Source organism: Flavobacterium sp. Leaf82 (assembly GCF_001422725.1).
Taxonomy (GTDB): Bacteria; Bacteroidota; Bacteroidia; order Flavobacteriales; family Flavobacteriaceae; genus Flavobacterium.
This window is the reverse complement of the sequence record NZ_LMMA01000005.1, coordinates 34,921-61,715: the sequence shown is the minus strand read 5'-3', so window position 1 is coordinate 61,715 and position 26,795 is coordinate 34,921. Positions and strand designations below refer to the sequence as shown.

At 33.1% G+C, this 26,795-nt stretch carries 26 protein-coding genes and 1 riboswitch; of the genes, 17 read left to right on the top strand and 9 right to left on the bottom strand.

Annotated elements, in window-relative coordinates; translation table 11 throughout:
• Window positions 1–120: 120 nt before the first annotated feature.
• The 7 genes from cobU to ASF10_RS05740 all read left to right on the top strand — a co-directional run bounded on the left by cobU (window position 121) and on the right by ASF10_RS05740 (window position 7,606).
• Window positions 121–630: a bifunctional adenosylcobinamide kinase/adenosylcobinamide-phosphate guanylyltransferase gene (cobU, locus tag ASF10_RS05770; protein WP_056246587.1), complete on the top strand. Its 510-nt coding sequence runs from the start codon at window positions 121–123 to the stop codon at window positions 628–630.
• A 50-nt stretch (window positions 631–680) separates the two neighbouring features.
• Window positions 681–2,360 carry a nicotinate-nucleotide--dimethylbenzimidazole phosphoribosyltransferase gene (cobT, locus tag ASF10_RS23885; protein ID WP_082472387.1) on the top strand — a complete coding sequence of 560 codons (1,680 nt, stop codon included), beginning with the start codon at window positions 681–683 and terminating at the stop codon, window positions 2,358–2,360.
• 43 nt (window positions 2,361–2,403) lie between these two features.
• Window positions 2,404–2,835: an IS200/IS605 family transposase gene (gene tnpA, locus ASF10_RS05760; RefSeq protein WP_056246584.1), complete on the top strand. Its 432-nt coding sequence runs from the start codon at window positions 2,404–2,406 to the stop codon at window positions 2,833–2,835.
• A 257-nt stretch (window positions 2,836–3,092) separates the two neighbouring features.
• A complete protein-coding gene (locus tag ASF10_RS05755) occupies window positions 3,093–3,890 on the top strand; it encodes an adenosylcobinamide-GDP ribazoletransferase (protein WP_056246581.1) in 798 nt (265 codons plus the stop codon).
• A complete protein-coding gene (gene cobC, locus ASF10_RS05750) occupies window positions 3,875–4,408 on the top strand; it encodes an alpha-ribazole phosphatase (RefSeq protein WP_056246578.1) in 534 nt (177 codons plus the stop codon). The genes ASF10_RS05755 and cobC overlap by 16 nt, the downstream gene beginning before the upstream one ends.
• Window positions 4,409–4,475: 67 nt before the next feature.
• A riboswitch (cobalamin riboswitch) is annotated at window positions 4,476–4,690 on the top strand.
• A gap of 26 nt (window positions 4,691–4,716) precedes the next feature.
• A complete protein-coding gene (locus ASF10_RS05745) occupies window positions 4,717–6,570 on the top strand; it encodes a TonB-dependent receptor plug domain-containing protein (RefSeq protein WP_056246577.1) in 1,854 nt (617 codons plus the stop codon).
• Window positions 6,571–6,574: 4 nt separating this feature from the next.
• The gene (locus tag ASF10_RS05740) at window positions 6,575–7,606 is read left to right on the top strand and encodes a YncE family protein (RefSeq protein ID WP_056246574.1); all 1,032 of its coding nucleotides are present in this window, start codon (window positions 6,575–6,577) and stop codon (window positions 7,604–7,606) included.
• Window positions 7,607–7,691: 85 nt separating this feature from the next.
• On the opposite strand, the gene ASF10_RS05735 is transcribed toward ASF10_RS05740, so the two are convergent.
• The gene (locus ASF10_RS05735; RefSeq protein ID WP_056246571.1) at window positions 7,692–9,155 is read right to left on the bottom strand and encodes a S41 family peptidase; all 1,464 of its coding nucleotides are present in this window, start codon (window positions 9,153–9,155) and stop codon (window positions 7,692–7,694) included.
• A 247-nt stretch (window positions 9,156–9,402) separates the two neighbouring features.
• Here ASF10_RS05735 and ASF10_RS05730 point away from each other — a divergent pair, with 247 nt between their 5' ends.
• The 5 genes from ASF10_RS05730 (at window position 9,403) to yiaA (ending at window position 12,034) form a co-directional block, all read left to right on the top strand.
• Window positions 9,403–9,912: an RNA polymerase sigma factor gene (locus ASF10_RS05730; protein ID WP_056246568.1), complete on the top strand. Its 510-nt coding sequence runs from the start codon at window positions 9,403–9,405 to the stop codon at window positions 9,910–9,912.
• On the top strand, window positions 9,899–10,387 hold the full coding sequence (locus ASF10_RS05725; RefSeq protein WP_056246565.1) for a hypothetical protein: 489 nt from the start codon (window positions 9,899–9,901) through the stop codon (window positions 10,385–10,387). Before ASF10_RS05730 ends, ASF10_RS05725 begins: the two co-directional genes overlap by 14 nt.
• Window positions 10,388–10,403: 16 nt before the next feature.
• A complete protein-coding gene (locus tag ASF10_RS05720; RefSeq protein WP_056246562.1) occupies window positions 10,404–10,931 on the top strand; it encodes a DUF4252 domain-containing protein in 528 nt (175 codons plus the stop codon).
• 1 nt (window position 10,932) lies between these two features.
• On the top strand, window positions 10,933–11,469 hold the full coding sequence (locus ASF10_RS05715; protein ID WP_056246559.1) for a DUF4252 domain-containing protein: 537 nt from the start codon (window positions 10,933–10,935) through the stop codon (window positions 11,467–11,469).
• Between the two features lie 169 nt (window positions 11,470–11,638).
• Window positions 11,639–12,034 (top strand): inner membrane protein YiaA, encoded by a 396-nt coding sequence (gene yiaA / locus ASF10_RS05710; protein WP_055091841.1) that lies wholly within the window; start codon window positions 11,639–11,641, stop codon window positions 12,032–12,034.
• A 91-nt stretch (window positions 12,035–12,125) separates the two neighbouring features.
• On the opposite strand, the gene carB is transcribed toward yiaA, so the two are convergent.
• Both carB and rpmH read right to left on the bottom strand, forming a co-directional pair.
• Window positions 12,126–14,981, bottom strand: a complete 2,856-nt coding sequence (gene carB / locus ASF10_RS05705) for a carbamoyl-phosphate synthase large subunit (RefSeq protein ID WP_056246557.1) — start codon at window positions 14,979–14,981, stop codon at window positions 12,126–12,128.
• 145 nt (window positions 14,982–15,126) lie between these two features.
• A complete protein-coding gene (gene rpmH, locus ASF10_RS05700) occupies window positions 15,127–15,288 on the bottom strand; it encodes a 50S ribosomal protein L34 (protein ID WP_008464848.1) in 162 nt (53 codons plus the stop codon).
• A gap of 167 nt (window positions 15,289–15,455) precedes the next feature.
• Between rpmH and ASF10_RS05695 the strand changes: the two genes are divergently transcribed.
• The gene (locus tag ASF10_RS05695) at window positions 15,456–15,971 is read left to right on the top strand and encodes a hypothetical protein (RefSeq protein ID WP_056246554.1); all 516 of its coding nucleotides are present in this window, start codon (window positions 15,456–15,458) and stop codon (window positions 15,969–15,971) included.
• 286 nt (window positions 15,972–16,257) lie between these two features.
• Here the strand turns inward: ASF10_RS05695 and ASF10_RS05690 are convergent, their stop codons facing one another.
• The gene (locus ASF10_RS05690; protein WP_056246552.1) at window positions 16,258–16,917 is read right to left on the bottom strand and encodes an alpha/beta hydrolase; all 660 of its coding nucleotides are present in this window, start codon (window positions 16,915–16,917) and stop codon (window positions 16,258–16,260) included.
• A 288-nt stretch (window positions 16,918–17,205) separates the two neighbouring features.
• Between ASF10_RS05690 and ASF10_RS05685 the strand changes: the two genes are divergently transcribed.
• Window positions 17,206–17,517, top strand: a complete 312-nt coding sequence (locus tag ASF10_RS05685) for a GNAT family N-acetyltransferase (RefSeq protein ID WP_241774912.1) — start codon at window positions 17,206–17,208, stop codon at window positions 17,515–17,517.
• Here ASF10_RS05685 and ASF10_RS05680 read toward each other — a convergent pair.
• The 3 genes from ASF10_RS05680 to ASF10_RS05670 all read right to left on the bottom strand — a co-directional run bounded on the left by ASF10_RS05680 (window position 17,514) and on the right by ASF10_RS05670 (window position 21,962).
• Window positions 17,514–18,944: an anion permease gene (locus ASF10_RS05680; RefSeq protein WP_056246549.1), complete on the bottom strand. Its 1,431-nt coding sequence runs from the start codon at window positions 18,942–18,944 to the stop codon at window positions 17,514–17,516. The two genes, ASF10_RS05685 and ASF10_RS05680, sit on opposite strands and share 4 nt — an antisense overlap.
• Window positions 18,945–18,966: 22 nt before the next feature.
• Window positions 18,967–20,118: a porin gene (locus tag ASF10_RS05675; RefSeq protein ID WP_056246546.1), complete on the bottom strand. Its 1,152-nt coding sequence runs from the start codon at window positions 20,116–20,118 to the stop codon at window positions 18,967–18,969.
• A 209-nt stretch (window positions 20,119–20,327) separates the two neighbouring features.
• Window positions 20,328–21,962 carry an ABC-F family ATP-binding cassette domain-containing protein gene (locus tag ASF10_RS05670; RefSeq protein WP_056246544.1) on the bottom strand — a complete coding sequence of 545 codons (1,635 nt, stop codon included), beginning with the start codon at window positions 21,960–21,962 and terminating at the stop codon, window positions 20,328–20,330.
• A 244-nt stretch (window positions 21,963–22,206) separates the two neighbouring features.
• Here ASF10_RS05670 and ASF10_RS05665 point away from each other — a divergent pair, with 244 nt between their 5' ends.
• Window positions 22,207–22,650 carry a PepSY-like domain-containing protein gene (locus tag ASF10_RS05665; protein ID WP_056246541.1) on the top strand — a complete coding sequence of 148 codons (444 nt, stop codon included), beginning with the start codon at window positions 22,207–22,209 and terminating at the stop codon, window positions 22,648–22,650.
• 213 nt (window positions 22,651–22,863) lie between these two features.
• Here the strand turns inward: ASF10_RS05665 and ASF10_RS05660 are convergent, their stop codons facing one another.
• Window positions 22,864–24,039 (bottom strand): GlmU family protein, encoded by a 1,176-nt coding sequence (locus tag ASF10_RS05660; protein WP_056246538.1) that lies wholly within the window; start codon window positions 24,037–24,039, stop codon window positions 22,864–22,866.
• Window positions 24,040–24,716: 677 nt separating this feature from the next.
• Window positions 24,717–24,971: a type B 50S ribosomal protein L31 gene (locus ASF10_RS05655; protein WP_029272307.1), complete on the bottom strand. Its 255-nt coding sequence runs from the start codon at window positions 24,969–24,971 to the stop codon at window positions 24,717–24,719.
• 248 nt (window positions 24,972–25,219) lie between these two features.
• Here ASF10_RS05655 and ASF10_RS05650 point away from each other — a divergent pair, with 248 nt between their 5' ends.
• On the top strand, window positions 25,220–25,753 hold the full coding sequence (locus ASF10_RS05650) for a DUF4199 domain-containing protein (RefSeq protein ID WP_056246535.1): 534 nt from the start codon (window positions 25,220–25,222) through the stop codon (window positions 25,751–25,753).
• A gap of 8 nt (window positions 25,754–25,761) precedes the next feature.
• Window positions 25,762–26,718 carry a glycosyltransferase family 2 protein gene (locus tag ASF10_RS05645; protein WP_056246530.1) on the top strand — a complete coding sequence of 319 codons (957 nt, stop codon included), beginning with the start codon at window positions 25,762–25,764 and terminating at the stop codon, window positions 26,716–26,718.
• The last annotated feature ends 77 nt before the right edge of the window (window positions 26,719–26,795 follow it).

Genomic DNA, 26,795 nt, shown 5'->3' with positions numbered 1-26,795 from the left:
AATTTAAAAAAACAAGGCTTTTTAGCCGTAGTTTTTTAAATTGGGAATAAAGCGGATAGCCCGACCGGAGGGAACGCCCTAACAATTTATATTTTACAACTAACAATTAACAATCAATAAATGATTTATTTAATTACCGGCGGCGAACGATCAGGAAAAAGCAGTTATGCCCAAAACTTAGCCTTGCAGCTTTCCGGTTCACCTATATATGTAGCGACCGCGAGAAAGTGGGATGCTGATTTCGAGAACAGAATCGATCGCCATCAGAAGGAACGTGACGAACGATGGAACAATATCGAAGAAGAAAAATACTTAAGCAAAATTGATTTTACTCAAAAAGTTGCACTAATTGATTGTGTAACGCTGTGGTTAACAAACTTTTTTACAGACCATAAATATGATGTAACTTTAAGTCTGGAAGAAGCTAAGAAAGAATTCCTTGCGATTGCCAATCAGGAAAATGCGACGTTGATTATTGTCACAAACGAAATTGGAATGGGGGTTCATGCTGAAACTCATATTGGCAGAAAATTTACCGAATTACAAGGTTGGATGAATCAGTTTCTGGCTTCAAATGCTGATGAAGTGGTTTTGATGGTTTCAGGTATTCCGGTTAAGATAAAAGGCTAATAATGCAACAATCATCAATAAAAAATTCCAAATTCTAAAGCTATATTAAAATGAGTCACTTAGACGATATTTTAAAATCACGCCGGGACACTCGCCATTTTACAACAGATGAAGTTCCTGATGAAGTGATCGAAAAAGCGCTACAAGCCGGACATTGGGCGCCATCTGTGGGATTAACTGATGCTACCAGATATTTTATCATAAAATCTACAGAAGTAAAAACTGCTGTAAAAAATCTGTTTCTCGATTATAATAAAAAAGCAGAAGAACTTACTGATAATCCGGAACAAAAAGAACATTATAAATCCCTGAAGTTAGAAGCGATTGAAGAAGCGCCAATCGGTCTTATAATTGCCTACGATCGATCTGTTTTAAATCAGTTTACGATTGGAACTGTTGGCAGTAACGAAGCTGTAAAATTCAGTTCGGTTTGTGCTGCTCAAAATATTTGGCTTTCCCTTACGGAACAAGGTTATGGAATGGGATGGGTTTCGATTTTGAACTATTATCAGTTTAAAAAAATTCTTGATTTACCGGAAAATATTGAACCTCTTGGATATTTCTGTATAGGAAAACCTGCCACTAATTACGACAATCAACCCATGTTGCAACAATTGCATTGGAAACAAAAATCTGAAGCTCCGGATTGTAAAGAGATTAAAAGCATTGTTGAAAATCCTGTTTTAGATTTTAATACAAAACCTCAATCTGAAGTTAAAACGGAAAATGAATTTAGCAGACTTTTACAGGAAAAAATAGATTCTAAAACAAAACCTATCGGCGCTTTGGGAACTTTAGAAACACTGGCTTTTAAGATGGCAACGGTTTTTGAAACTTTAAATCCAAAAATAGCAAAACCTAATATTGTTGTTTTTGCAGCAGATCACGGAATCGCTAATCATGGCGTGAGTGCTTATCCACAAGATGTTACCAGGCAAATGGTTGGTAATTTTCTCGAAGGCGGAGCAGCAATAAATGTTTTCTGCAAACAAAATGATATCAAATTATCTATTGTCGATGCCGGAGTGAATTATGACTTTCCCACAAATGCCAATTTAATAAATGCTAAAATTGCCAAAGGAACGCAGTCTTTCCTGCATATTCCTGCCATGAGCGATACGGAATTGCAATTGTGTTTCGAAAAAGGAAAATTGGTTGTCGAAGACATTGCAAAATCAGGCTCAAACTGCATAGGTTTTGGCGAAATGGGAATTGGAAATACTTCTACAGCTTCGGTTTTAATGAGTCTTTTAACAAATTTACCTATCGAAGGATGTGTTGGAAAAGGTACCGGAGTCGAAAATAAAAAACTCTTACAAAAGCAAAACATCCTGAAAAATGCTCTTGAAAATTATTCCGGTCAAGCCGAATTAAAGCAGCAACTCGCCTATTTTGGTGGTTTTGAAATCATACAAATCGCCAGCGGAATGCTAACGGCTTTTGATAATAAAATGCTGATTTTAGTCGATGGCTTTATTTGCAGTGTTGCCTTTTTAATCGCTTCAAAAATTAATCCTGATATTAAGAACAATGCCGTTTTCTGTCATTGCTCTGCAGAAAAAGCACATCAAAAATTACTGGAATATTTAGGCGCAAAACCTATTTTAAATCTGGATTTACGTTTGGGAGAAGGAACGGGCTGTGCGATTGCTTTTCCTGTTTTAAAATCTGCTGAAACTTTTTTGAATGAAATGGCTAGTTTTGAAAGTGCCGGGATTAGCAGGAAGTAATTAAAGTGATTATTCTTCGTTAAGTAAGAAAAACACTATTTATATGCCGTTCCTAAAAATATACATCCATTTTGTATGGAGTACAAAAAAAAGAATCCCATTTTTAGACTCAATTGAATTACGAAAAAAAGTTTGGAATCACATAAAAGAAAACGCAAAAGAGAAAGGGATTTACATTGATTTCATCAATGGATATTCAGATCATTGTCATTGTGTTATCTCTCTTGGAGTAGATCAAAATGTTGGAAAAATCATCCAGTTAATTAAAGGCGAATCTTCATATTGGATTAATAAAAATAAATTGACAAAAGAAAAATTTGAATGGCAAGATGAATATTTTGCAGTTTCAGTTTCAGAATCTTTAATAGATAAAGTTAGAGATTATATTAAAAATCAAGAAAATCACCATAAGAAAAAAACGTTTCAAGAAGAATACGATGAAATTATTAGCAAATTTGGTTTTCAAAAACAATAAATAAAATTTGGCTAAAGCCTTTTCTTATTATAAATTTTTAAACCCCAGATAAATCTGGGGGCTATTCAAAAAAAAAAATCATGGACAATCTAAAATTGAAAAGCCAACATTATATTTCAGGAACCAATTAAATTTAAAACATTTAATTCAAAAATAAAATTTATACACAATCTATAACTTTGAATTGCCTCCAGATTTATCTGGAGGTAATAAATAAACATTACTTGGCTTTAGCCAAATAACTCTACATCCTCAGAATGAAAAAAGAACTACATATTTTCTTTACCTCTTTAATGTTTTACACCAGAATTCCTTGTCCAAAAAACATTGATCACAATCCTGACTATTTAAACAAAGCAACTCGATATTTTCCTTTGATTGGATGGATTGTTGGTAGTATTTCTTTCTTGGCATTTTACGTTTGCTCCCTTTTTCTATCAACAGAAACAGCTGTAATTTTTGCGCTAATTGTTTCTGTATTAACAACCGGAGCATTTCACGAAGATGGTTTTGCTGATGTTTGTGATGGTTTTGGCGGAGGCTGGACTAAAGAAAAAATCCTGATCATTATGAAAGATAGCGCTATTGGCGCTTATGGAGCAATTGGTCTGGTTTTACTTTTTTTATTAAAATTCAAATTACTTTCAGAATCTGTTTCACTTTTCAAAGGAGATAATTCTATTGCAATTTTTTCCGTTTTTCTTTTGTTCGTTTCGGCTCATGCTTTAAGCCGTTTGGCTGCAATCTCGATTATTTTTACACATGAATATTCAAGAGATGATGCTTCGAGCAAAAGTAAACCAATTGCTAAAAACCATACCTGGAAAGAAATTTTTGGTTCCTTTTTCTTCGGATTACTTCCGTTGCTTGTTTTCTGTTATTTTCAATATAAATTTCTTTTGGCATTAATTCCGGTTTTTATAATGCGTTATTTTCTGGCTCGTTATTTTCAAAAATGGATCGACGGCTATACCGGAGATTGTCTAGGTGCGACACAACAAGTTTGTGAAGTGGTTTATTATTTAAGCATTCTTTTTATATGGAAATTTATCTAGTTCGGCATACCGAAACAATTTGTGAAAAAGGAATTTGCTACGGACAATCTGATGTAGGTTTGGCTGAACCTTTTGAAACTGTTTTTGAAAATATCGTTTTGCAATTACCACATGATGCAATTGTATATTCGAGCCCGTTGAAGCGTTGTGTTATTTTAGCCCAATATATTGAGAAAAATACAAACGCAATTTCATTACAAAAAGACGCGCGATTGATGGAAATGGATTTTGGAGATTGGGAAATGAAAAACTGGAATGATATTAACCCTGAGAAACTAAATCCCTGGATGGAAGATTTTGTAAATATTAATGCTTCAAATGGTGAATCCTTTATCGAATTACATCAAAGAGTTGGTGATTTTTTCTCTCAATTTTCAAAAAAAACAACCACACCAATAATTATCGTTGCACATGCCGGAGTTGTCAGAAGCATCTTATGTCATCATACATTATTACCATTAAAAGATGCTTTTAACAATAAAGTAGATTTTGGTCAGGTAATAAAAATAGTACTTTAAATGCCATTTTGGTTAGAATTTTGCTTTAAAAGGTAAACAAATTTGAAAAATCGATAATTTTAACTTTATCTTTGCACAAAATTAAGGTTGTGTTTATTTCAAACACATTAAAAGGGAATCAAGTAATTATTATAAAAATCTTGAGCTGTACCCGCAACTGTATGCTAAGTTCTGAAAGAAGGAATGTTTGTTGTTAACTACAAACCACTGCTCGCCCCCGCGAATGGGAAGGTAAACAACAAAACGCAAGCCAGGAGACCTGCCTTTATAACAAATATCGAGCTCTCGGGAAAAAGAGTGTAGAAATTATGACTTTAAAACGACTTTCTGTTTTTTGTTTATTGCTGTTGTGCCAGATTATATCGGCGCAGAAAGATTCTATTACCAGTTTGAAAGAAGTTATCGTTTCTGATGCTAATCTTAAAAAATACTCCAATTCACAATCTGTCCTAAAACTCAATGATTCTGTTATTGGCAAAAACGAAGCCTTACTTACGGATTTATTAAATTTTAATTCGACTATTTATTTTAAAGAATACGGACGCGGAATGCTTTCTACAGTTGCTTTTAGAGGAACTACGGCATCACAAACGGCAGTAATCTGGAACGGAATAAATATCAATTCGCAAATGAACGGAAGTACTGATTTTAATACTATTTCAGGTTCTGATTATAATTCTGTAAGTGTAAAAGCCGGAGGAGGAAGTGTTATTTATGGCAGTGGTGCCGTTGGAGGAACTGTTCACTTAAACAATGATTTAGGCTTTTACAAAAGATTTGAAAACAATTTAAAACTAGATTACGGAAGTTTTAATACGATTGGAATCAATTATAAAACTAACATTTCGAACGATAAATGGAGTGCTCAAATTGGCTTTTCTAAAAACAGTTCTACAAACGATTATAAATACATTCATAAACGCAACTGGAAAGGCGAACAACGCTGGAATCAAAATGGTCAGTATGATATTATTACCATCAATGCCAATGTTGGTTATAAGTTTGATGCCAAAAACAGCCTGAAATTATACAGTCAGACTTCGAACACAGATCGAAATACTTCCCTAATATCAGAATCTGAAACTAAAACCAGATATGTAAATGGTTTTAACCGAAACTTATTAGAATATGATGGTGATTTCGGGAAATTTACTACCAATATAAAAGGCGCATATATATTCGAAAATTACCAATATTATGGTAATATTTCGACAAATAATTTTACCTATGGAAAAACAGAAAGCCTGATCACAAAAGCAGATTTGGGTTATCAGATTTCTAAAACAACACAAGTAAATGCTATTTTAGATTATAACAGAACTAAAGGATACGGAAGCGGATTTGGTAATCATGTCAGAGAAATTAGTTCTGCTGCATTATTGGCAAAACAAGAACTTTCTGCAGACTGGAAAAATGAATTTGGTATCCGAAAAGAATTTACAGACAATTACGAATCACCTGTTTTATTTTCTTTGGGATCTTCGTATCAATTTAGCCAATTGTATAATTTGAAATTGAATTTATCCCGAAATTTCAGAATACCAACTTTTAATGATTTGTATTGGGAAACAGGAGGAAATCCGGATTTAAAACCTGAAAGTTCTTATCAGGCGGAAATTGGAAATGTTTTCACATTCAAAAATATCTCATTGACACAAACCTTTTATTACATGAAAATAAAAGATTTATTGCAATGGATCCCGGGAAGCAACGGTATTTGGTCTCCACAAAATACAGACAAGGTAAACAGCTATGGCACTGAAACACTGTTAAGCTGGAAAAAACAGTATGGCAAAAATCACTTTGCAGCAAATGCAACTTATGCTTACACGGCTTCAAAAAATGAAGATACTAAAAAGCAGCTTTTTTATGTTCCTTTAAATAAAGTAACAGGATCTGTTTCTTATTCCAGAAACAGGATTTCTGCTTATTATCAGTTTTTATTTAACGGTTTTGTTTATACCAGAGCAGATAATGATCCAACAGAAATTATTAATGATTATAACGTTTCTAACATAGGAATTGATTATGATTTTAAATTTCTCGAAACTTTCAAACTTGGTTTTCAGGTACTGAATCTTCTTAACAAGGAGTACGAAAGTCTGGAATATCGACCTATGCCCGGTCGCAATTTTAATATGTATTTAACCTTAAAATTTTAATATAATGAAGTTTAGCAAATTATTTTTAATAGCACTTACCGTTTCGTTATTCGTTTCGTGTTCAAATGACGATGAAGATGCTCCAAAAGGGGTGTATGACAATGGTTTTTTCATTTTGAACGAAGGAACTTCACAAGGTACCGTTTCATTTTCAAGTAATGACTTAACTTCTTTTACTAAAGATGTTTACTCAACTGTAAATGGCAATGATATACTTGGAAAATATGCACAAAACATATTTTTTAGCGGAGACAATGCTTATATTATTTCTGGCGGAGCTAACAATATTACAGTAGTTAACAGATACACTTTTAAATTAATTACGAAAATCGAAACCGGTTTATTAAATCCAAGATATGGAGTTGTAAAAGATGGTAAAGCGTATGTTACGAACGCAAATACATATTCATACGAAAATGCAGCAACAGGAGATACAGATGATTATGTTGCTGTAATTAATCTGGCAACTAATACTATTGAATCAAAAATCGACTTAAATGCTACTGCAAACAGAGTGGTATTAAAAGATGGAAAACTTTACATCACTGATTCTTATAATGATAAATTATTGGTTGTAGATATCGCTACAAAAAAACTCGATGCTCCTGTGCAAATTGGTTTTAATGCAGATTGTATCGAAGAAGAAAATGGAATTTTATATATTTTAAAAGGAGGTTTTGGAAACGAAAGTGAACTTGTAAAGGTAAAAATAGCAGACAAAACAACTACTAAAATTACTTTTCCGGAAAGCTTAAGTGGTGCAGGATTTATGGATCTTGAAAACAGTAAAATTTATTACACAGTAGGAAGTTCTGTTTATACGATAAATACAAATGCTACTGTTGCATCAGCAACACCAATTTTAACGTCTCCTGCAACTTATTTATACGGATTTGCTGTAAAAAATGATCGTATTTATGTTTCACAAGGAAGCTTCACGACAGACGGTAAAGCTTACATTTACAACTTAACCGGGGTATTACAAAAAGAACTAACTACGGGTGTAGGTACCAATGGGTTTTATTTTAATGACTAAATAATCATTAATTTTTTTAGAATTAGTTTTTGGAATATTCTAATTTAAAAAAGGCTTTCAGAAATGAAAGCCTTTTTTAATATTCTTATTTTAATGCTCTTAAGAGGTCTTCCGGTGCTTTTTCCAGAAACATTTCGTTTCTTATACCGTTTATAGCCTTAACATCTGTAAAGGTCTTTAACGCTATCCCTTTATCATTTTGTGATTTTCTAGCGCCACCTCCGGTTATTTGCGAAATAGCAACGTTTAGCAATGGCTCTGATGTCTCTCCTAAAACCCCAAGATTACTAATGCGCTCTGATTGCTCAATAGCAGGTTTCAAACCATCTGTATATTCGCCAAAATCTGCTGCGTTTACAATTTTTAGCACTAATGGCTGCATTGCATACTTATGATTTGGATTTACATTTGCTTTTCCTAAAGTTGGAGAATCATATAAAGTAACTGAACCTACGTTTTTACCAACAGTAGTTTCTCCTATCTGAATTACTGAAATATAAGGCGCTAAACCATTTATTACTAATTCGCTTGCAGAAGCTGTTCCAGTAGTAGTTAGGATGTGAATTTTACTCAAATTAAGACTATTAATTGGTGTCCCATCTATTTTATCTACAAATCTATTGTTAAGCGATTCAGCATCTTTACCTTCGTAATATGCATTAATTTTCGCATTCCATTTTTGTTTAGCAAAAATCTTATCTGTAAACTGCCCCGTAATCATACTAGCCAAACGGGTTGCTGTTTGTATAGAACCTCCTCCGTTATACCTTAAATCTAAAACAAAATCTGTAATTCCCTGTGCTTTCAATTCGGCGAAAGCTGCATTAAGCTGCGTATCATAAAAAGCATAAAATCCGTTATACATTAAATAACCAATTTTATGACTTCCTGAAGTGATCACTTTATTGATAAACACAGGATTTTCATCTAAAGTTGTTTTTACTAATGAAACTGTTTTTCCGTTAGATTCAAAAGTAGTTCCGTTATAAGAAACCATGTTCAGTGTATAGCTATCAGCTGCTAAAAGTGATTGATAATTAGAAACTGTAAGTTGGGTTCCGTTTACTGCTGTAAAAAGATCACCACGTTTAATCTCTTTTTTCGAAGCATCAGAGTTAGGAATAATATAACGTACATAACCAACAAGGTCTGTAGAACTTCCTGGCTTATAACTTAATCTAAAATCTACTCCATCATTTTTCGAGGTTCCCTGAAGTTCTTGTTCCAGAACAGTATAATCATCAACAATCCAGCTAAAACGATCGATTGCCTGACCTTTAGGAAATTTGCTTATTGGTTTATTCAATAAATCCTGAAATAAATCTTCCGGTTTCGAATAACCGCTTAAAAAAGAATTGATTCCTTCTGCACGATCATCAGCTAAATTAGGTACATCAGCTTGCCACAGGTAATAATCATTTAATCCTTCCCAGATAAAGTTATTTACCTGTAAAGCTGCAGGAGACTCAACATCATCCTGATCTTCACATGATTGCAAAGAAAATGCAAGCAAAAATAATAACAGTACACTCTTTAATATTGTTTTCATATAGTGGTATCTATGTAGTATTAACGTAAAAATAGTATCTTTAGTTTTAACTCTAATTATTTTAAAGAGTTTTTTTTATTAAAATTTACATCTGCCTTGTAACAAAAATAATCGTGTCTCGTCTTGACTATATAAACGAACTAATAATGGTTTGTTTATGAAATGAAAACAGCCCTGAATTTTATCTGAAAAAAGATTTAAAACTAAGGATTATCATTTCTAACCAAAAACCAAAAAATAACCACAGATGAACCAAATTGTGTTTATAGAATTAATAAATCCTTTTAAAGACAAAGTTTTTCGTCTGGCAAAAAGATTGTTAACCAGTACCGAAGAGGCAGAAGATGCAACTCAGGAAGTAATGGTTAAATTATGGAACAAAAAAGAGAATTTAGACTCGTACAGTAGCGTTGAAGCTCTGGCAATGACAATGACAAAAAATTATTGTCTCGATCAGTTAAAATCTAAAAGAGCCGGAAATCTTCAACTTGTTCATAATAATTATACAGACAGGGAACCTCAACTGGATAAAAAATTAGAGGATTCGAATAGTTTAGAATGGGTAGAAAAAATTATAAGCCAGTTGCCGGAACAATTACAAATACTAATTCAGTTACGCGATGTTGAACAATATGAATTTGATGAAATTGCGAAAATTGTCAACATGAATGAAACGGCTATCCGGGTAGCACTTTCGAGAGCGAGAAAAAAAATAAGAGAATCAATGCTTAATACACACCGTTATGGAATTCAATAAAATAGAAGATATATTAGAAAAATACTTTGAGGGAGAAACCAGTATTGCAGAAGAAAAAGAATTAAAAGACTATTTTTCTTCACCAAATGTTGCGCAGCATTTAGAACAATACAAACCTATGTTTGGTTATTTCTCTCAGGTAAAAGAACAAAAATCGACGCAGGAATTCAAAAATCTTGCCCGAACAGACGAAGCAATACCACTAAAAACTAAAAAACGAAATGTGGCGTGGTTATCTATTGCAGCTTCTGTTGTTGTTTTACTAGGAGTTGGAACCTATTTTTACGTGAGCGAAAAAAATGCAGCTCCGGTTGTAGCGCAATCAGAATTAGGAACCTATGATGATCCGGAAGAAGCACTTGCAGCAACGCAAAAAGCTTTAGCCTTATTATCAAACAATGTTAATGTAGGTATCGAAAGTGTACAATACATTAAAGAATACGAGCAATCAAAAAACAAAATTTTTAAACAGTAATTAAAATCAATCAAAAATGAAAAATTTCATCATAACACTAGTTTTCGCATTCGTTAGCCACGCTTTTTATGCACAGGGAGCATTTGACAAATTTGATGGTCAGGACGATGTGACCTCAGTAATCGTAAACAAAAAGATGTTCGATTTAATGAGTAAAGTAAAAGTTGATGCTTCTGACAAAGAAACGCAACAATACATTAACCTGATTAAAAAATTAGATTATCTAAAAGTGTTTACTACTAAAAACCCGAAAATTGAAGCAGATATGAAAGCTTCTGCTGACAAATATGTAAAAACTGCCGGTTTAGAAGAATTAATGCGAATTAACGAAGGCGGCAGAAACGTTAGAATATCTGTAAAATCCGGAGCAACAGATTCTCAGGTAAGAGAATTATTAATGTATGTTGACGGAGCAAAAAACGATGAAACTGTTTTATTATCATTAACTGGTAATTTTGACATTAACGAAATTTCAGTACTTACAGACAAGATGCAACTTCCTGGTGGTTCTGATTTAAAAAAAGCCTCTAAAGGCAAAAAATAAGATGAAAATTAGCTTTTTTACCTCGGCACTTTTACTAATAATGACTTTAGTAAGTTGTAATTCTGATCCTTCATTGCAAAAGTATTTTGTAGAGAATACAGATAACAAAGATTTTATTGCACTTGATGTTTCACCCAGTATTTTGAACGTTGAGAAAACAAAATTATCTGCAGAACAAAACGAAGCTTTAAAATCATTTGACAAAATGAATATTTTAGCCTTTAAAGCAAATACAGCAAATCAGGTTCAATTTGAATCCGAGAGAGCTAAAGTCAAAGCGATTCTTAAAGATCCAAAATACCAGCAATTAATGAGTTTTGGCTCTGGTAAAGATGGCGCATCAATAAGTTATGTAGGAACTGATGATAACATTGAGGAGTTTGTAGTTTTTGCCAACCGAAAAGAAAACGGCTTTGCAGTTGTTCGTGTATTAGGAAAAAACATGAACCCGAACAATATTATGACATTAATGTCCGTTTTAAAAGAATCAAAAATTGATATGGAACAATTAAAGCCTTTGCAGCAATTGATCAAATAACAACATCTATCTTACTTTATTTTTCAAACTAAAAGCTCCATAATTATGGAGCTTTTTTTATATAACATTTTTAGAAGATTATACTGAATAATACTTCATTTCATTTGTTTTGATATGAACCTAATTTATCTATATTTGTCATTAACCAAAACATGAAAAATAAATTAATATGGTACAAAAAACATCGAATGCCTTTATTGCGGCATCTTGGGTAGCTCTTGGAGCTGGAACAGTTGGATTTATTGTTGGACTTGCAAGAGCCGAAATGCTGCTAAACGAAAAAGGATATTATTTCACCGTTTTAATGTTTGGTCTATTTGCCGTTGTTTCATTACAAAAGAGCGTTAGAGACAGACTTGAAAAACTTCCTGTAACTGATATATACTACGGAATATGCTGGTTTGGAACGCTTTTATCAATCGTATTATTAGTAGTTGGTCTTTGGAATGCTACAATTTTACCAAGCGAAAAAGGATTTTATGCATTTGCTTTTTTATTGGCTTTGTTTGGTGCTATTTCAGTACAAAAAAATACAAGAGATAATATGTCAATCTCTAATGAGTAATATTTTTTTTTAAATATTAAATAAACCAACTTCCAGGTTAAAAACAAAAAAGCTCCATTTTCATGGAGCTTTTTAATATCAGGATTTGAGATTATTTACTCAAATACATTTTTCTTCTAGAATACAATTCGTAAAATTGATCGTCTTTTAAGTCATCAATAAACAAGATACTTTCTCCTGTTGATTTCATTTCTGGTCCTAATGCTTTGTTTACATTATGGAACTTACTGAAAGAGAAAACCGGTTGTTTGATTGCGTATCCTTTTAATTGCGGATTAAAATCAAAGTCAGTTACTTTATTATGACCTAACATTACTTTCGTAGCGTAGTTCACATACGGTTCTCCATAAGCTTTTGCAATAAAAGGTACCGTTCTTGAAGCTCTAGGATTTGCTTCGATAATATAAACTGTATCATCTTTTATCGCAAACTGAATGTTGATTAATCCAACAGTTTTTAAAGCTCTCGCAATTTTTACTGTATGATCTTTTATTTGTTGCATTACGAATTCTCCTAAGTTAAAAGGAGGCAAAGTAGCATTACTATCTCCAGAGTGAACTCCGCAAGGTTCGATATGCTCCATAATTCCTATGATATACACATTTCCGTCAGCATCACAAATTGCATCCGCTTCAGCCTCGATTGCTCCGGCTAAATAGTGATCAAGAAGTAATTTATTTCCTGGAATCGTTTTCAATAAATTGATAACGTGCTCTTCTAATTCTTTTTTGTTGATTACAATTTTCATTCCCTGACCTCCTAATACATAAGAAGGACGAATCAATAATGGGAAATCTAAAGTATCTGCAAGAGCAGAAGCTTCGTCAGCAGTTTCAGCTATTCCGAATTGTGGGAAAGGAATATGTAATTCTCTTAATAAATCTGAAAAACGTCCCCTGTCTTCCGCTAAGTCAAGTGCATCAAAACTAGTTCCGATGATTTTCACTCCGTATTTAGATAATTTCTCAGCCAGTTTCAAAGCCGTTTGTCCACCTAACTGTACAATAACACCTTCTGGTTTTTCATGTTGAATGATGTCATATATATGTTCCCAGAAAACTGGCTCGAAGTATAATTTATCCGCTGTATCAAAATCAGTCGAAACCGTTTCAGGATTACAGTTGATCATGATCGTTTCGTAACCACATTCTTTAGCAGCCAAAACTCCGTGTACACAAGAATAATCAAACTCAATTCCTTGTCCAATTCTGTTTGGTCCAGAACCCAGAACTATAATTTTCTTTTTCTCAGTTACAATACTCTCGTTATCTACATAACGCTCGCCATTTGCTTTTTCGATTTCAGCCTCAAAAGTGGAGTAATAATAAGGCGTTTTTGCCTTAAACTCAGCCGCACAAGTATCAACCAGTTTAAACACACGGTTAATATTTTTGTCCATACGCAAAGTATGTACTTCGCTTTCAAGACAATTTAACATGTGAGCAATTTGTCTGTCAGCAAAACCTTTTTGTTTCGCCTCAAGCAAAAGTTCTTTTGGAAGAGTAGAAATTTTATAGTTCGAAATTTCTTTCTCTAAAGTATAAAGTTCTTCGTATTGTTTTAAGAACCACATATCGATTTTTGTAATTTCATGAATACGGCTCAACGGAATTCCCATTGCGATTGCATCATAAATTACAAAAACACGATCCCAACTTGCAAAAGTTAGTTTCTCGATAATCTCTTCGTAGTTTTTATATCCTTTTCCGTCAGCACCTAAACCATTTCTCTTAATCTCAAGAGATTGAGTTGCTTTGTGTAATGCTTCCTGGAACGAACGTCCAATTCCCATTACTTCACCAACAGATTTCATCTGAAGACCTAAAGTTCTGTCAGCACCTTCGAATTTATCAAAGTTCCAACGTGGTATTTTTACGATTACATAATCTAAAGTTGGTTCAAAAAGAGCCGAAGTTGATTTTGTAATTTGGTTTTGCAATTCATCAAGATTGTATCCTAAAGCCAGTTTAGAAGCAATTTTAGCAATTGGGTAACCCGTTGCTTTTGATGCCAAAGCTGATGAACGAGACACACGAGGATTAATCTCGATCGCTACGATATCTTCTTTTTCGTCTGGTGAAACTGCAAATTGCACGTTACAACCTCCGGCAAAATTACCAATACTACGCATCATTAAGATTGCATAATCACGTAATTTTTGGAATGTTGTATCAGATAATGTCATTGCTGGTGCAACCGTAATCGAATCTCCTGTATGAATTCCCATTGGATCCATATTTTCGATCGAACAAATGATTACCACATTATCATTTTTATCTCTTAAAAGTTCTAACTCATATTCTTTCCATCCCATTAAAGCTTTATCAATTAAAACTTCGTGAATTGGAGACGCTTCAAGTCCGCGAGTTAAAAGCTCATCAAAATCTTCTTTTTTGTAAACAATTGCAGCTCCAGTTCCTCCAAGTGTAAATGAAGGACGAATTACTAACGGAAATCCAAATTCCTGAGCGATTTCTTTTCCTTCTAAGTACGAAGTAGCAGTTTTTGCAGGTGCAGTTGGTACATTAATTCTTTCTAAAAGCTGTTTAAATTGCTCTCTGTCTTCTGTAATATTAATTGCGTTTACATCAACTCCAATTAATTTTACTCCAAAATCCTGCCAGATTCCTTTTTCTTCAGCTTCCAAACATAAATTCAAAGCTGTTTGTCCACCCATTGTAGGCAAAACAGCATCAATTTGTGGATGTTCTTTCAGAATTTCAATAATCGATTTTGTAGTTAGTGGTTTCAAATATACATGATCGGCCATTGTTGGGTCGGTCATAATAGTCGCTGGATTCGAGTTTATCAAGATAACTTCAATTCCTTCTTCACGAATAGAACGTGCAGATTGAGAACCTGCATAATCAAATTCGCAAGCTTGACCAATAACAATAGGACCTGACCCTATTATTAAAACTGATTTTATTGATGTGTCTTTAGGCATTTTGTATGTATTGTGTAGTTATTATATGCATTCAAAAAACATTCACAGTGCTTTAGAAACTAGAATGTTACAAATTTTTTACCGACAAGGTATAAAAAAAGGCGATACTAAAAAAGTAATCGCCTTATGTATGTTTATACAAACATTATTTTTTGTGTCTAGGCTCGCTAGAAACAGTTAATTTATGTCTTCCTTTTGCTCTTCTACGCGCCAGAACTTTTCTTCCATTCGCAGAAGCCATTCTGTCCATAAATCCGTGCTTATTTCTTCTTTTTCTTTTCGATGGTTGAAATGTTCTTTTGCTCATTGCTTTGTATCTTTAAAATGGTGTCTATTTTCTGTTTTTTCTGTTTTGAATATCGTTGTTCCAAAACCGAGTGCAAATATACAAAGACTTTTTTTTCTCGCAAGTAGTTTTATAAAAATATTTTTAATTCATTTTACTATCTTTGCAATCACAAATATACATCTATTATGTTTCACAAAAATATTAAACTTATTTTGGCCGGACTTCTTGTAGTAGCAGGCATTTACCAATTTACAGAAAGTAATATCGGGAATGGAATTTTCCTTATTTTACTAACTGCAATTCCAATTTTTCTTTACTTTAAAAATGAATTTATCCTTTTAGCCTTCCTTAAATTAAGAAAACAAGACTTTGAAGGGGCTAAAAAATGGCTGGCATACATCAAAAACCCCGAAGCAGCCTTAGTTAGAAAACAACAAGGATACTTTAATTACCTTCACGGAATCATGTTATCTCAAACTAATATCAATCAGGCAGAGAAACATTTTAAGAAAGCTATCGAACTTGGACTATCAATGGATATGGATTTAGCCGTAGCAAAATTAAACCTTGCCGGAGTTGCTATGTCACGCCGAAGAAAACTTGAAGCAACCAATTTATTGAATGAAGCTAAGAAATTAGACAAACAAGGAATGCTGAAAGAGCAAATCACAATGATGAAAGACCAAATGAAGAAAATCTAACGATTTCTTTAAATTACATATTCGAAATCCCAAATTCTAAAAAGAGTTTGGGATTTTTTTATTGTCATCCTGAGTGGAGTCGAAGCCTCGTCCAAATTTTGTCATTTCAAAGAATGAGACCCAAGCGATAGCGAACAGACGAAGCAAATCACTCTAGTTAACAGGCAAAGATTACACAAACGAAACCCGACAGGTTTTAAAACCTGTCGGGTTTACTATACTTTGACAAAAGTTATTGAGATCAAAACCTGAAACCTGAAACTTTAAACCTAAAATAAATCAAAAACTATTCTTCCAATATAATAGAAGGCAAATTCTCATTTAGCCATTTATATTTATTCAGGATCATAATATGAGTTCCTCCTTTTACTACAATACAGCTATTTATGTACTTAATAGGAAAAACATCATCCTGATCTCCGTGAATATGAACGACCTTAGCGTCGATTTCATTTCTATTCCATAAAATAACAGATTCAACAGCCCATTGCAAATATTTAAGGTCACGAACTGCTAAAAACTTCTCATATAACTTAATTCGCTTGTTGATTTTTTCGCCAAAAGAATATTTCGCAAGATTTTCGATATTCAAAATCAACTTCATCGGAATCAGTTTGTAGGCTTTTGTCGTTTTCCCAATTTTCATTCTTCTTGGGAATTCTGCATTACTTCTCACACTCGAAATAATAATTACTTTTCGGACTTTGATATGTTTAGAAATTTCCTGAACCAGGATTCCTCCAAAAGAAACCCCTATTAAAACCGGATTCTCGTGTTTAATATTTTCCGAAATTCTAAACGCATAATCAGACAAAGATTCTTTAGGCTTTGGTATCTCCCATTCTAATAAACATACCTCAAAAACAGATTCATCTAATTTGATTCTTTCAAAAATAGCCGGACTAGCTGCCAGACCAGGCATAAAATATACAGGAATTTTACTCATTTGTTAGAAAAGTGATTATAGTTACAGCGCTTAATTTTAAGCTAAAAATACCTTTTTTAGCAATATGCCCAGCAAATCTTACACCATAATTATTTTTAAAGCAAAATAAATCACAAAACACCTATAATAGTAAGAGAAAACCAGCGGTTCAAAAAATAATTTTATATTGAAAATCAATTGATTACCTTTGTAGTTATTATTACCATTATTTAATAGATCTATCCACGATCGTTTTAGATAATGTTTTAACGTTCTTTTTCTATTATTTTTTAATTCAATCCCCAAAACATGACTTATATGGAACCTATTGAAACTATGGAAATCAAAGACAACACTTTTGCAAGACAATTTGAAACCATAGTCCCTGAAGGATTACTAACTGTTGAATATTCGTTTCAGGAAAAGAAAATTTTCCTAACTAAAATCAACACACCTGAAGGTTTTGAAAATCAAGCTTTAATCGATGTAGTACTTAAGAACATCATGGAAATTATCATTGAAAAGAAATTTAGATTAATGCCCATTCATCCCAGAATTGTATTATTCATTAAAAAGAATCCTGAGTATAAAGAGTTACTTCCTCCAGGAATCCGAATTTAAAAATACCCAATAAGTCTTAGCCATAGTCCACCGATAACCATGTAAATAAACAACATTGTTAATCCGGTGACTAACCCTTTGACCCACCAGCTTTTTAAATCTACGTAGCCGCTCCCAAAAAAAACAGGTGCCGGCCCGTGACCATAATGCGTTAAAGTTCCGTAAATTGATCCTACAAAACCAAGCATAAAGGCGAGTAGCAAACCCGGAATTCCAAGCGAAACACCTACACCAAGTAAAGCCGCATACATTGCAGCAACGTGTGCGGTAGCACTTGCAAAAAGATAATGACTAAAAAAGTACACCAATATAATAATAGGAAAAGCCATTTGCCAGCTTAAACCTCCAATTTCGGCTTTTACCAAATTACTAAACCAGCCTATAAATCCTAATTCGTTAAGCGAACTCGCCATCATTACCAAAACAGCAAACCAAACGATTGTATCCCAAGCCCCTTTTTCGGCCTTTACATCTTCCCACGTTAAAACTGACGTAAGCAATAAAACAACCAAACCTATAAATGCTGTTGTTGTGGCATCAATAGAAAATAAATCTCCTGTCATCCACAAAAACAATAAGATAAAGAAAGTAAAAAGCATCATCCATTCATTACGGGTTATTGCTCCCATTTCTTTTAGTTTTTGAGCAGCAATCTGCGGAGCATCTCCGGTTTTTTTTAGTTCCGGGGGATAAATTTTGTACAACACAAACGGAATCACAAAAAATGCCACCAAACCCGGAACTATTGCCGCCGTTGCCCACGAAATCCAGCTGATCTTAATTCCTAAATTAAGGGCAAATTTTTGGCACATTGGATTACTTGCCGTTCCGGTCAAAAACATTGACGAAGCAATCAGGTTTGCATTATAACTGCTCAGCGTAAGATACGCTCCTAATTTTCTATGGGTTTCCGGCTGATCCGGCATTGAGCCAAAACTCATTGACATCGATTTCATGATAGGATAAATAATCCCTCCTCCTCTTGCCGTATTACTTGGCACTGCCGGAGCCAAAACCAAATCTGCAAGACCTAAACCATAAGCCAGACCAAGCGAACTTTTACCGAATATCCTAATAAACAAAAAAGCTATTCTGTTTCCTAAACCAGTTTTAATAAAACCTCTGGCAATAAAAAACGAAATCCCAATAAGCCAGATTACCTTATCACCAAAACCTCTCAATGCCAGTGTAATTGACTTACCCGCATCACCAGGAGCTAAAACCTGAAAGAACGCAGTTAAGGCAATGGCAATCATACACATCGTACCCATTGGCGCTGCCTTTAGAATAATTCCTAAAATAGTAGCTACAAAAATGGCGAATAAATGCCACGCTTCAATTACTACACCATTGGGAGCAGGAATAAACCAAATTGCAATTCCAATTGCAAGCGTTATAAGGGATTGCGGATTTTTTACTTCTTTCATAAGAACAAGAATTAAAATTAAACTAAAGGCGAAGTTGTAACTGAATCAAGAATAAATCATCATTATAAAATGAGGTATCCGGAATGTTTTTATCGTATCGATCTATCTCAAACCCCATTTCTATACGACCTAAATAAGCTTTACCAAATTCAAGGCTTACCATTGGCGTGTAAGTTTTTCGTACATTCGAATTCACTTTATAATTATTATCAAAAGATTCAAATCTACAGGACAATTCCAGCGAAGTCAATTTTTTATAATCAACAACATATCTCAAATTAGGCAAAAAGTAAACTCCGCGCATTTGATAATCATCAACATTTGAAGTTCTGGAATCTACAGGCAAAGAAAAATACAAATTATGATTCGTACCTTGTTTATATTCTATTTGCAAATCAAAAGTAAATCGGTCAGTAAGCTTAAAATCGCTTGTAATATCAGCGCCCAAAGCATACACTTTTTGATCTGATCTTTTGCCGATACCACCATTCAACCCTAAATTTATTTTACGCACTTTTGACAATTCAAAAACCCATCTTGTCGAATATTGTTTTCCATTGTCATTATCCATTTCCTGGTTTTTTCCGTTTCCGTTCAGGACGGAAACTGCGTAACTCACCGGAATTTTACCAATATCAAAAGCTCCGGATGCAGAAGCTCCTATTTGAAAACTTGTCCAGCCATTTTTTCCAAATTCATAATACTGATTCGAAAAATCAAATGATTTAATGATATCTACCGGAACTAATTCTTCGATACCAAATGCAGGACGAAACTGACCACCTGTTAAGGCTATATATTTATTGAAAGTATATTTTCCATAAGCATTTTCAAGAACTTTGCCTTTAGGATCTGATTTAAAATCAGCAAGGTTTACTAAAATCACAACCTCTGTGGCTTCACTTAATTTAGTATTAAGACCAACACGCATTCTTTTAATATCGAACGAACTTTGAGTTACTTCACCAGTAGAATGCTGCACTCCTGAAACATCTACATTCGTACCAAAACTTTCTAAATACCTTGCCTGCAAAAGTCCTTTAAACTGAAACTGAGGATATTTAATATCACTTTCAGGATCTACTGTCTTTTGAGATTCAGCATTTTGAGCATTAATCAAAAACGGAATAAACACTAAGACAAAAAGGATTTTTATTAGGAAAGGTCGATTCATACATATCAGAAATAAAATGAGACTTTAGCGTATTATTTTTTTAAAGTGGCTTTAAAAATATACACGCTCCTACAAAATATCTTACCAAATTAAGCAAAATATAGCTGTATTGTAAAAAAAATCTGCAATAAAATTTTATCATCAATCTTCATGAAACAAAAAAAAGGTATAAGAACTAGCTTATACCTTTATATTTTTAAAGTAAAAAATTACTTTTCGATCTCTCTCATAGAATCCATTTTTTTGTGCGCCAGGAATCCAGCTACATCTTCAAAATGTTCTTTCACACGTTTGTTTCCAAACTCAAATACCTTAGTTGCTAATCCGTCAAGGAAATCACGATCGTGAGAAACCAGGATCAAAGTTCCGTCAAAGTCGCGTAATGCATCTTTAATAATATCTTTAGTCTTCATGTCAAGGTGATTCGAAGGCTCATCCAGAATCAATAAATTAACAGGTTCCAACAATAATTTTATCATTGCCAAACGAGTTTTTTCTCCTCCTGAAAGTACTTTTACTTTTTTCGTAATATCATCTCCCTGAAACATAAAAGCGCCAAGAATATTTTTTATTTGTGTACGAACATCTCCAACAGCAATATTATCAATAGTTTCAAAAATTGTAGCATTCTCATCTAATAATGAAGCCTGATTTTGTGCAAAATATCCAATTTGAGAATTATGCCCAATTTCTACACTTCCTTCATCGATTCCAATTTCTTTCATGATTGCTTTAATCATGGTCGATTTTCCTTCACCATTTTTACCTACAAAAGCTACTTTTTCGCCTCTTTCGATCACAATATTAGCATCTTTAAAAACCACATGATCTCCATATGATTTAGAAAGCTCTTTTACCACAACAGGATATTGTCCGGAACGCGCTGCTGGCGGGAATTTTAATTTTAATGCTGAGTTATCTACTTCATCAACTTGTACAATAACCAGTTTTTCAAGCATTTTAACACGAGACTGAACAGCATCTGTTTTAGAAAAAGTACCTTTAAAACGATCAATAAAAGCTCTGTTATCAGCAATCATTTTTTGTTGCTCATCGTAAGCTTTTTGCTGATGCACTCTACGGTCTTTTCTTAACTCTAAATAATGAGAATATTTTGCTTTATAATCGTAGATTCTTCCCATTGTAACCTCAATAGTACGATTGGTAATATTATCTACAAACGCTCTATCATGCGAAATTACTACAACTGCTTTTGCTGAATTAATCAAAAACTCTTCAAGCCATTGAATACTTTCAATATCCATGTGGTTGGTAGGCTCATCCAGCAAAATTAAGTCTGGTTTTTGCAATAAAATTTTAGCCAATTCAATTCGCATTCTCCATCCTCCGGAAAACTCAGAAGTCTGACGTGAAAAATCCTCACGGTCAAAACCTAAACCAACTAATATTTTCTCTACTTCAGCTTCGTAATTTACTTCTTCGATGGCATAAAATTTCTCACTTAAGTCAGAAACTCTTTCGATCAATTTCATGTAAGCATCACTTTCATAATCAGTACGAACGGTTAATTGCTCGTTGATTTCGTCGATTTCAGCTTTCATTTTAAAAATTTCACCAAAAGCTTTTGATGCTTCTTCCATTACAGTAGAACCATCTCTTGTCAATAAATGCTGAGGCAAATAAGCAATAACAGCTTCTTTTGGAGCCGAAATACTTCCGGTTGAAGGTTTGCTCTGACCTGCAATTATTTTTAAAAGTGTCGATTTTCCCGCACCATTTTTACCCATAAGGGCAATTTTATCATTTTCATTTATAGCAAAAGAAACATCGCTAAATAATGTAGTTCCACCAAACTGAACCGAAATATCGTTAACTGTAATCATTTAGATTTTTAGATTTTTAGACTGCTTCGATTTTTAGACTTCTCAGCAAGTGTTTTTTCAAGGCGCAAAGATAGATTTAATTAGATAATGTGCCAATGAGATAATTAGATAATTTTGAAAATGTGTTAATTAGACAATATACGAATTGAATTACATCTTAATCGTAACGAACGAAACACCATTAGTCTTTTCATATTTTAAAATTTTAGCCTTATCTTGTATAATAATTAAAAATCAGGAAAATATGAGAACGAAATTAAACTTAATAGCCAGCCTAATTGCAGGATTGATATTTGGACTTTCTGCAAGCGCACAAAAAACTGTAATAAAAAAAGAAGCTTTACCGGCAAATGCACAAACTTTCTTAAAAACTCACTTTGGATCAAAAAAGCCGAGCTATATATTAGAAGACAAAGAAATTCTCTCTACAGAATACAAAGTTCAGTTTGATAATAAAACGGAAATAGAATTTGACAAAAAAGGAAACTGGAAAGAAGTAGATGGGAACGGTTCTAAAATCCCTTCGTCTATTATCCCGAAAAAAGTCGCTTCGTATATAAAAACAAATTTCCGCAAAGAAAAAATAATCAAAATAGAAATAGGATCTTCTGGTTATGAAGCAAAACTTACGAATGGTTTAGAATTAAAATTTAACCTGAAAGGAGATTTTACTAAAATCGATAAATAGCATTGACTAAAATCTTACGTTAGATTTTCAGCCACAGATTAAAGGATTCTCTCTGATTATTTCTCTGAAAAGAGTTTATAGTCCTTTCAAAAGAATCTTTTTTAATCCTATAATCTGTGGCAAAAAAAACAAAAATAAAACCCGACAAATTCTAAGACTTGTCGGGTTTTTTACATTATCTAATTTTCAAATTGACTAATTATCTAATTAAAATTAATCTTTTCTCCATTTCTTAGTTTCCTCAAAAATATGTTCTAATATTGCTGATTCTGTGTCATCGAAATCTATGTTTCGTCTTCCCATTACTAATTTTGCAGTTTCAAAAGCTTTTTTGGTTACATAAGTTGTAAAACCTGCTGCTCCACCCCAAGAAAAACTTGGTACAAAATTGCGAGGAAAACCACTCCCAAAAATATTAGCACTCACTCCTACTACAGTTCCGGTATTAAACATCGTATTGATTCCGCATTTACTATGATCTCCCATCATCAAACCACAAAACTGAAGTCCGGTTTTAGCAAAACCTTCTGTTTTGTAGCTCCATAATTTTACTTCTTCATAATTATTTTTCAGGTTCGAGTTGTTACTATCAGCTCCAATATTACACCATTCACCCAAAACCGAATCTCCTAAAAACCCATCGTGTCCTTTATTTGAATTCGCAAAAAGAATTGAGTTTTTAACCTCTCCGCCTATTCTTGATCCTGGACCAACAGTTGTAGCTCCGTAAACTTTAGCATTTAGTTTTACCTGAGCATTTTCGCATAAAGCAAAAGGACCACGAATTACGGTTCCTTCCATAATTTCAGAATTCTTACCTATATATATAGGTCCTGCCGAAGCATTAAGAGTTACATACTCTAATTTTGCCCCTTCTTCAATAAAAATATTCTCAGGCGCAATAACATTTACGCTTTTTGGGATGGGTTGTGATTTTCTGTCTTCGGTCAGATAAATAAAATCTTCGCGAATTGCAGCATCATTTTTAGAGAAAATATCCCAGGTATGTTCTACAGTCAGAGTACCTTCGTTGTACTGAATAATTTCGTACACATCAAAATCAACTTCTTCCTGATTTTCAGTTGTAAAAAAAGCAATAACATCATCACCTTTAAAGATTGCCTGATTTTCTTTTAAATCAGAAACCAATTCTGCAAGTGTATCATTTGGTAAATACGCCGCATTGATCATGACATTTTCTTCCATTTCAACCATTGGAAATTTGGTTGATAAGTAATCTTCGGTAATCGTGGTAATAGTCGAACCTAAACGCGCTTCCCATTTTTGGCGAATCGTCATGATTCCAATTAATATATCAGCAACAGGTCTTGTAAATGTAAAAGGTAATAAAGCATTCCGGACGGGACCGTCAAAAAGAATGTAATTCATAAATCTGAAATTTGAAATTTGTTAAAATCTTGATTTGGTTATCGAGATCAAAGTTACAAATATTTTATTTGTTCTATTAAAAGTACTCTTATTCAAAATAAGAAAATAATTGCTTCTTGGTTAACACATTTTTTAAATTGATGATCATTTAACCGCAAAGTGCGCAAAGATTTTTATTATTGGATTAAAAAAAAACACAAAGTTCGCAAAGCTTTGTATAGATTAAGCTTTGCATCCCGAGGCTTCGGGCAATGTCAATAAATTAAGAGGAAATCTATAAAATTACTGAACAGCTTAATTAAGAAAGTAATTAAAAAAATCTGTTTTTATCAGCGTTTTCGCTTTAGCGAATCAGTAAAATCAGCGTCTAATTTTGACGCGGATAAAACAGATTTACTTCGTAAAAACGCGGATAAAAACGGATTTTATTTTCTAAAAGCTTAACTTAATGACATTGTCCAATGGGACGATGTTTCTCATGATGCATTTTTTTTCTACCGATGAGTTATTCCGATGGAACACAATATAAAATATCTTAACTTAATAGCACTGGCTTGGGGATGTGTTTTCTAAATATAATACCAGATAATAATCTTTGTGCACTTTGATGTTAATCTTATAATTCCATAAAAAAAGCCTCCCAAATTGGAAGGCTTTTGTATAAATAAAAACAGTTATTAGTTTTTAACGTGTTTTGCATATTTAGTTTTAAATTTATCAATACGTCCTGCAGTATCGATAAGTTTAGATTTACCAGTATAAAAAGGGTGAGATGTTCTAGAAATCTCCATTTTTACAACTGGATACTCAACTCCGTCAACTTCAATTGTTTCTTTTGTATCTGCAGTAGATTTAGTGATAAAAACTTCGTCATTTGACATGTCTTTAAATGCAACTAATCTGTAATTTTCTGGGTGAATTCCTTTTTTCATCTTTTCTTTTTATTTATTGTTTAGAGCATTTTTATTTTGAAGCTTTTTCATGGTTAGAAAAAGGTGTAAACAAAGGATACTCTTTTTTTGTTTAAAACTTTTTATTATTTCAGTTTGCAAATTTACAATTCTTTTTTAATCTACAAATCTTTAGCTCACTTTTTTTTAGTTAAATTCAAAAAGCTTTTTTATCTCTCATATATTGGGAATTGCTATATTTGTGGATTAATTTTAAAACATATAGAAATATGATTAATGAAGTTATAAAAAAGAACGGTATTACATATGGTGTAATGATTGGAGTTGCATCTGCATTAGTTACCAGTACTATATATGCGGTTGATTTAAATTTATTCACTTCCTGGTGGATTGGACTTTTAAGTCTGGCGATCAACCTTACTATATGTATTGTTTTACTTTCTAAAACAAAGAGAGACCTAAGAGGTATTTTTCCTTTTAAAGAAGCTTTTACTACTTATTTTATAGCTGCAGTAATTGGAATTCTGATTTCTACATTTTTTAATATTATTTTATTCAATTTTATTGATCCCGCAGCAAAAGATACTCTGAACGAATTAATCATTAAATATACTGCAACTATGATGCAAAAATTTGGATCACCGGCTTCAGCAATTAATGAAACTATTGAAAAAATGAAAGAAACAAATCCGTACTCTACTATAGAATTACTTAAAGGATCTGTTTTTGCGATTGTTGTCAGTTCAATTTTTGGATTAATTTTCGCAGCATTTTTTAAAAGCAAAACTACTACACAAGAATAAAAATATAAATGAATCTATCTATACTTATACCGCTTCTTAATGAGGAGGAATCACTGAAAGAACTCTATTCGTGGATTATCAAAGTGATGCAATCTAATAATTACTCTTATGAAATCATTTTTGTAGATGATGGAAGTACGGATGATTCTTGGAATATTATTGAAAGTTTTTCTAACGAAAACCCTAATGTAAAAGGAATTCGTTTCATGAAGAACTTTGGAAAATCTCAGGCTTTACATGCTGGTTTTGCAAAAGCAAAAGGTGATGTTATTATCACAATGGATGCAGATTTGCAGGATAGCCCGGATGAAATCCCTGGTTTATACGATATGATTACGGCTCAGAAATTTGACTTGGTTTCCGGATGGAAAAAGAAACGTTATGACTCTGTTGTGGCAAAAAATCTTCCGTCTAAACTTTTTAACTGGGCAGCAAGAAAAACTTCCGGAGTTGAATTAAATGATTTTAACTGCGGATTAAAAGCTTATAAAAATACGGTTGTAAAAAACATTGAAGTATCTGGCGAAATGCACCGATACATTCCTGTTTTGGCGAAAAATGCCGGTTTTAATAAAATTGGTGAAAAAGTAGTGATTCACCAGGCACGTAAATATGGTGAAACCAAATTTGGAATGGAGCGTTTTATAAACGGTTTCCTGGATTTGATTACGATTTGGTTCTTGTCAAGATTTGGAAAAAGACCAATGCATTTATTTGGCGCAATGGGTTCGTTAATGTTTATTATCGGATTTTTATTGGCGGGTTATATTGGTGTTTCGAAATTGTACCATATGTACAACGGAATGAAATACAGCTTAATTACCAGCAATCCATGGTTTTTTATCGCTTTAACTACCATGATTTTAGGAACTCAATTATTTTTGGCAGGTTTTCTTGGTGAAATTATTTTGAGAACTAAAAGCAATGAAGCACGTTATAAAGTAGCCCGAGAGGTAAATTTTTAACAAAGCTCTAGCCCTGATAAAAGGGAAAATCCTTTTTTATTGTTTTTTCTACAATAAAAAAGATTGGAATGATAGCA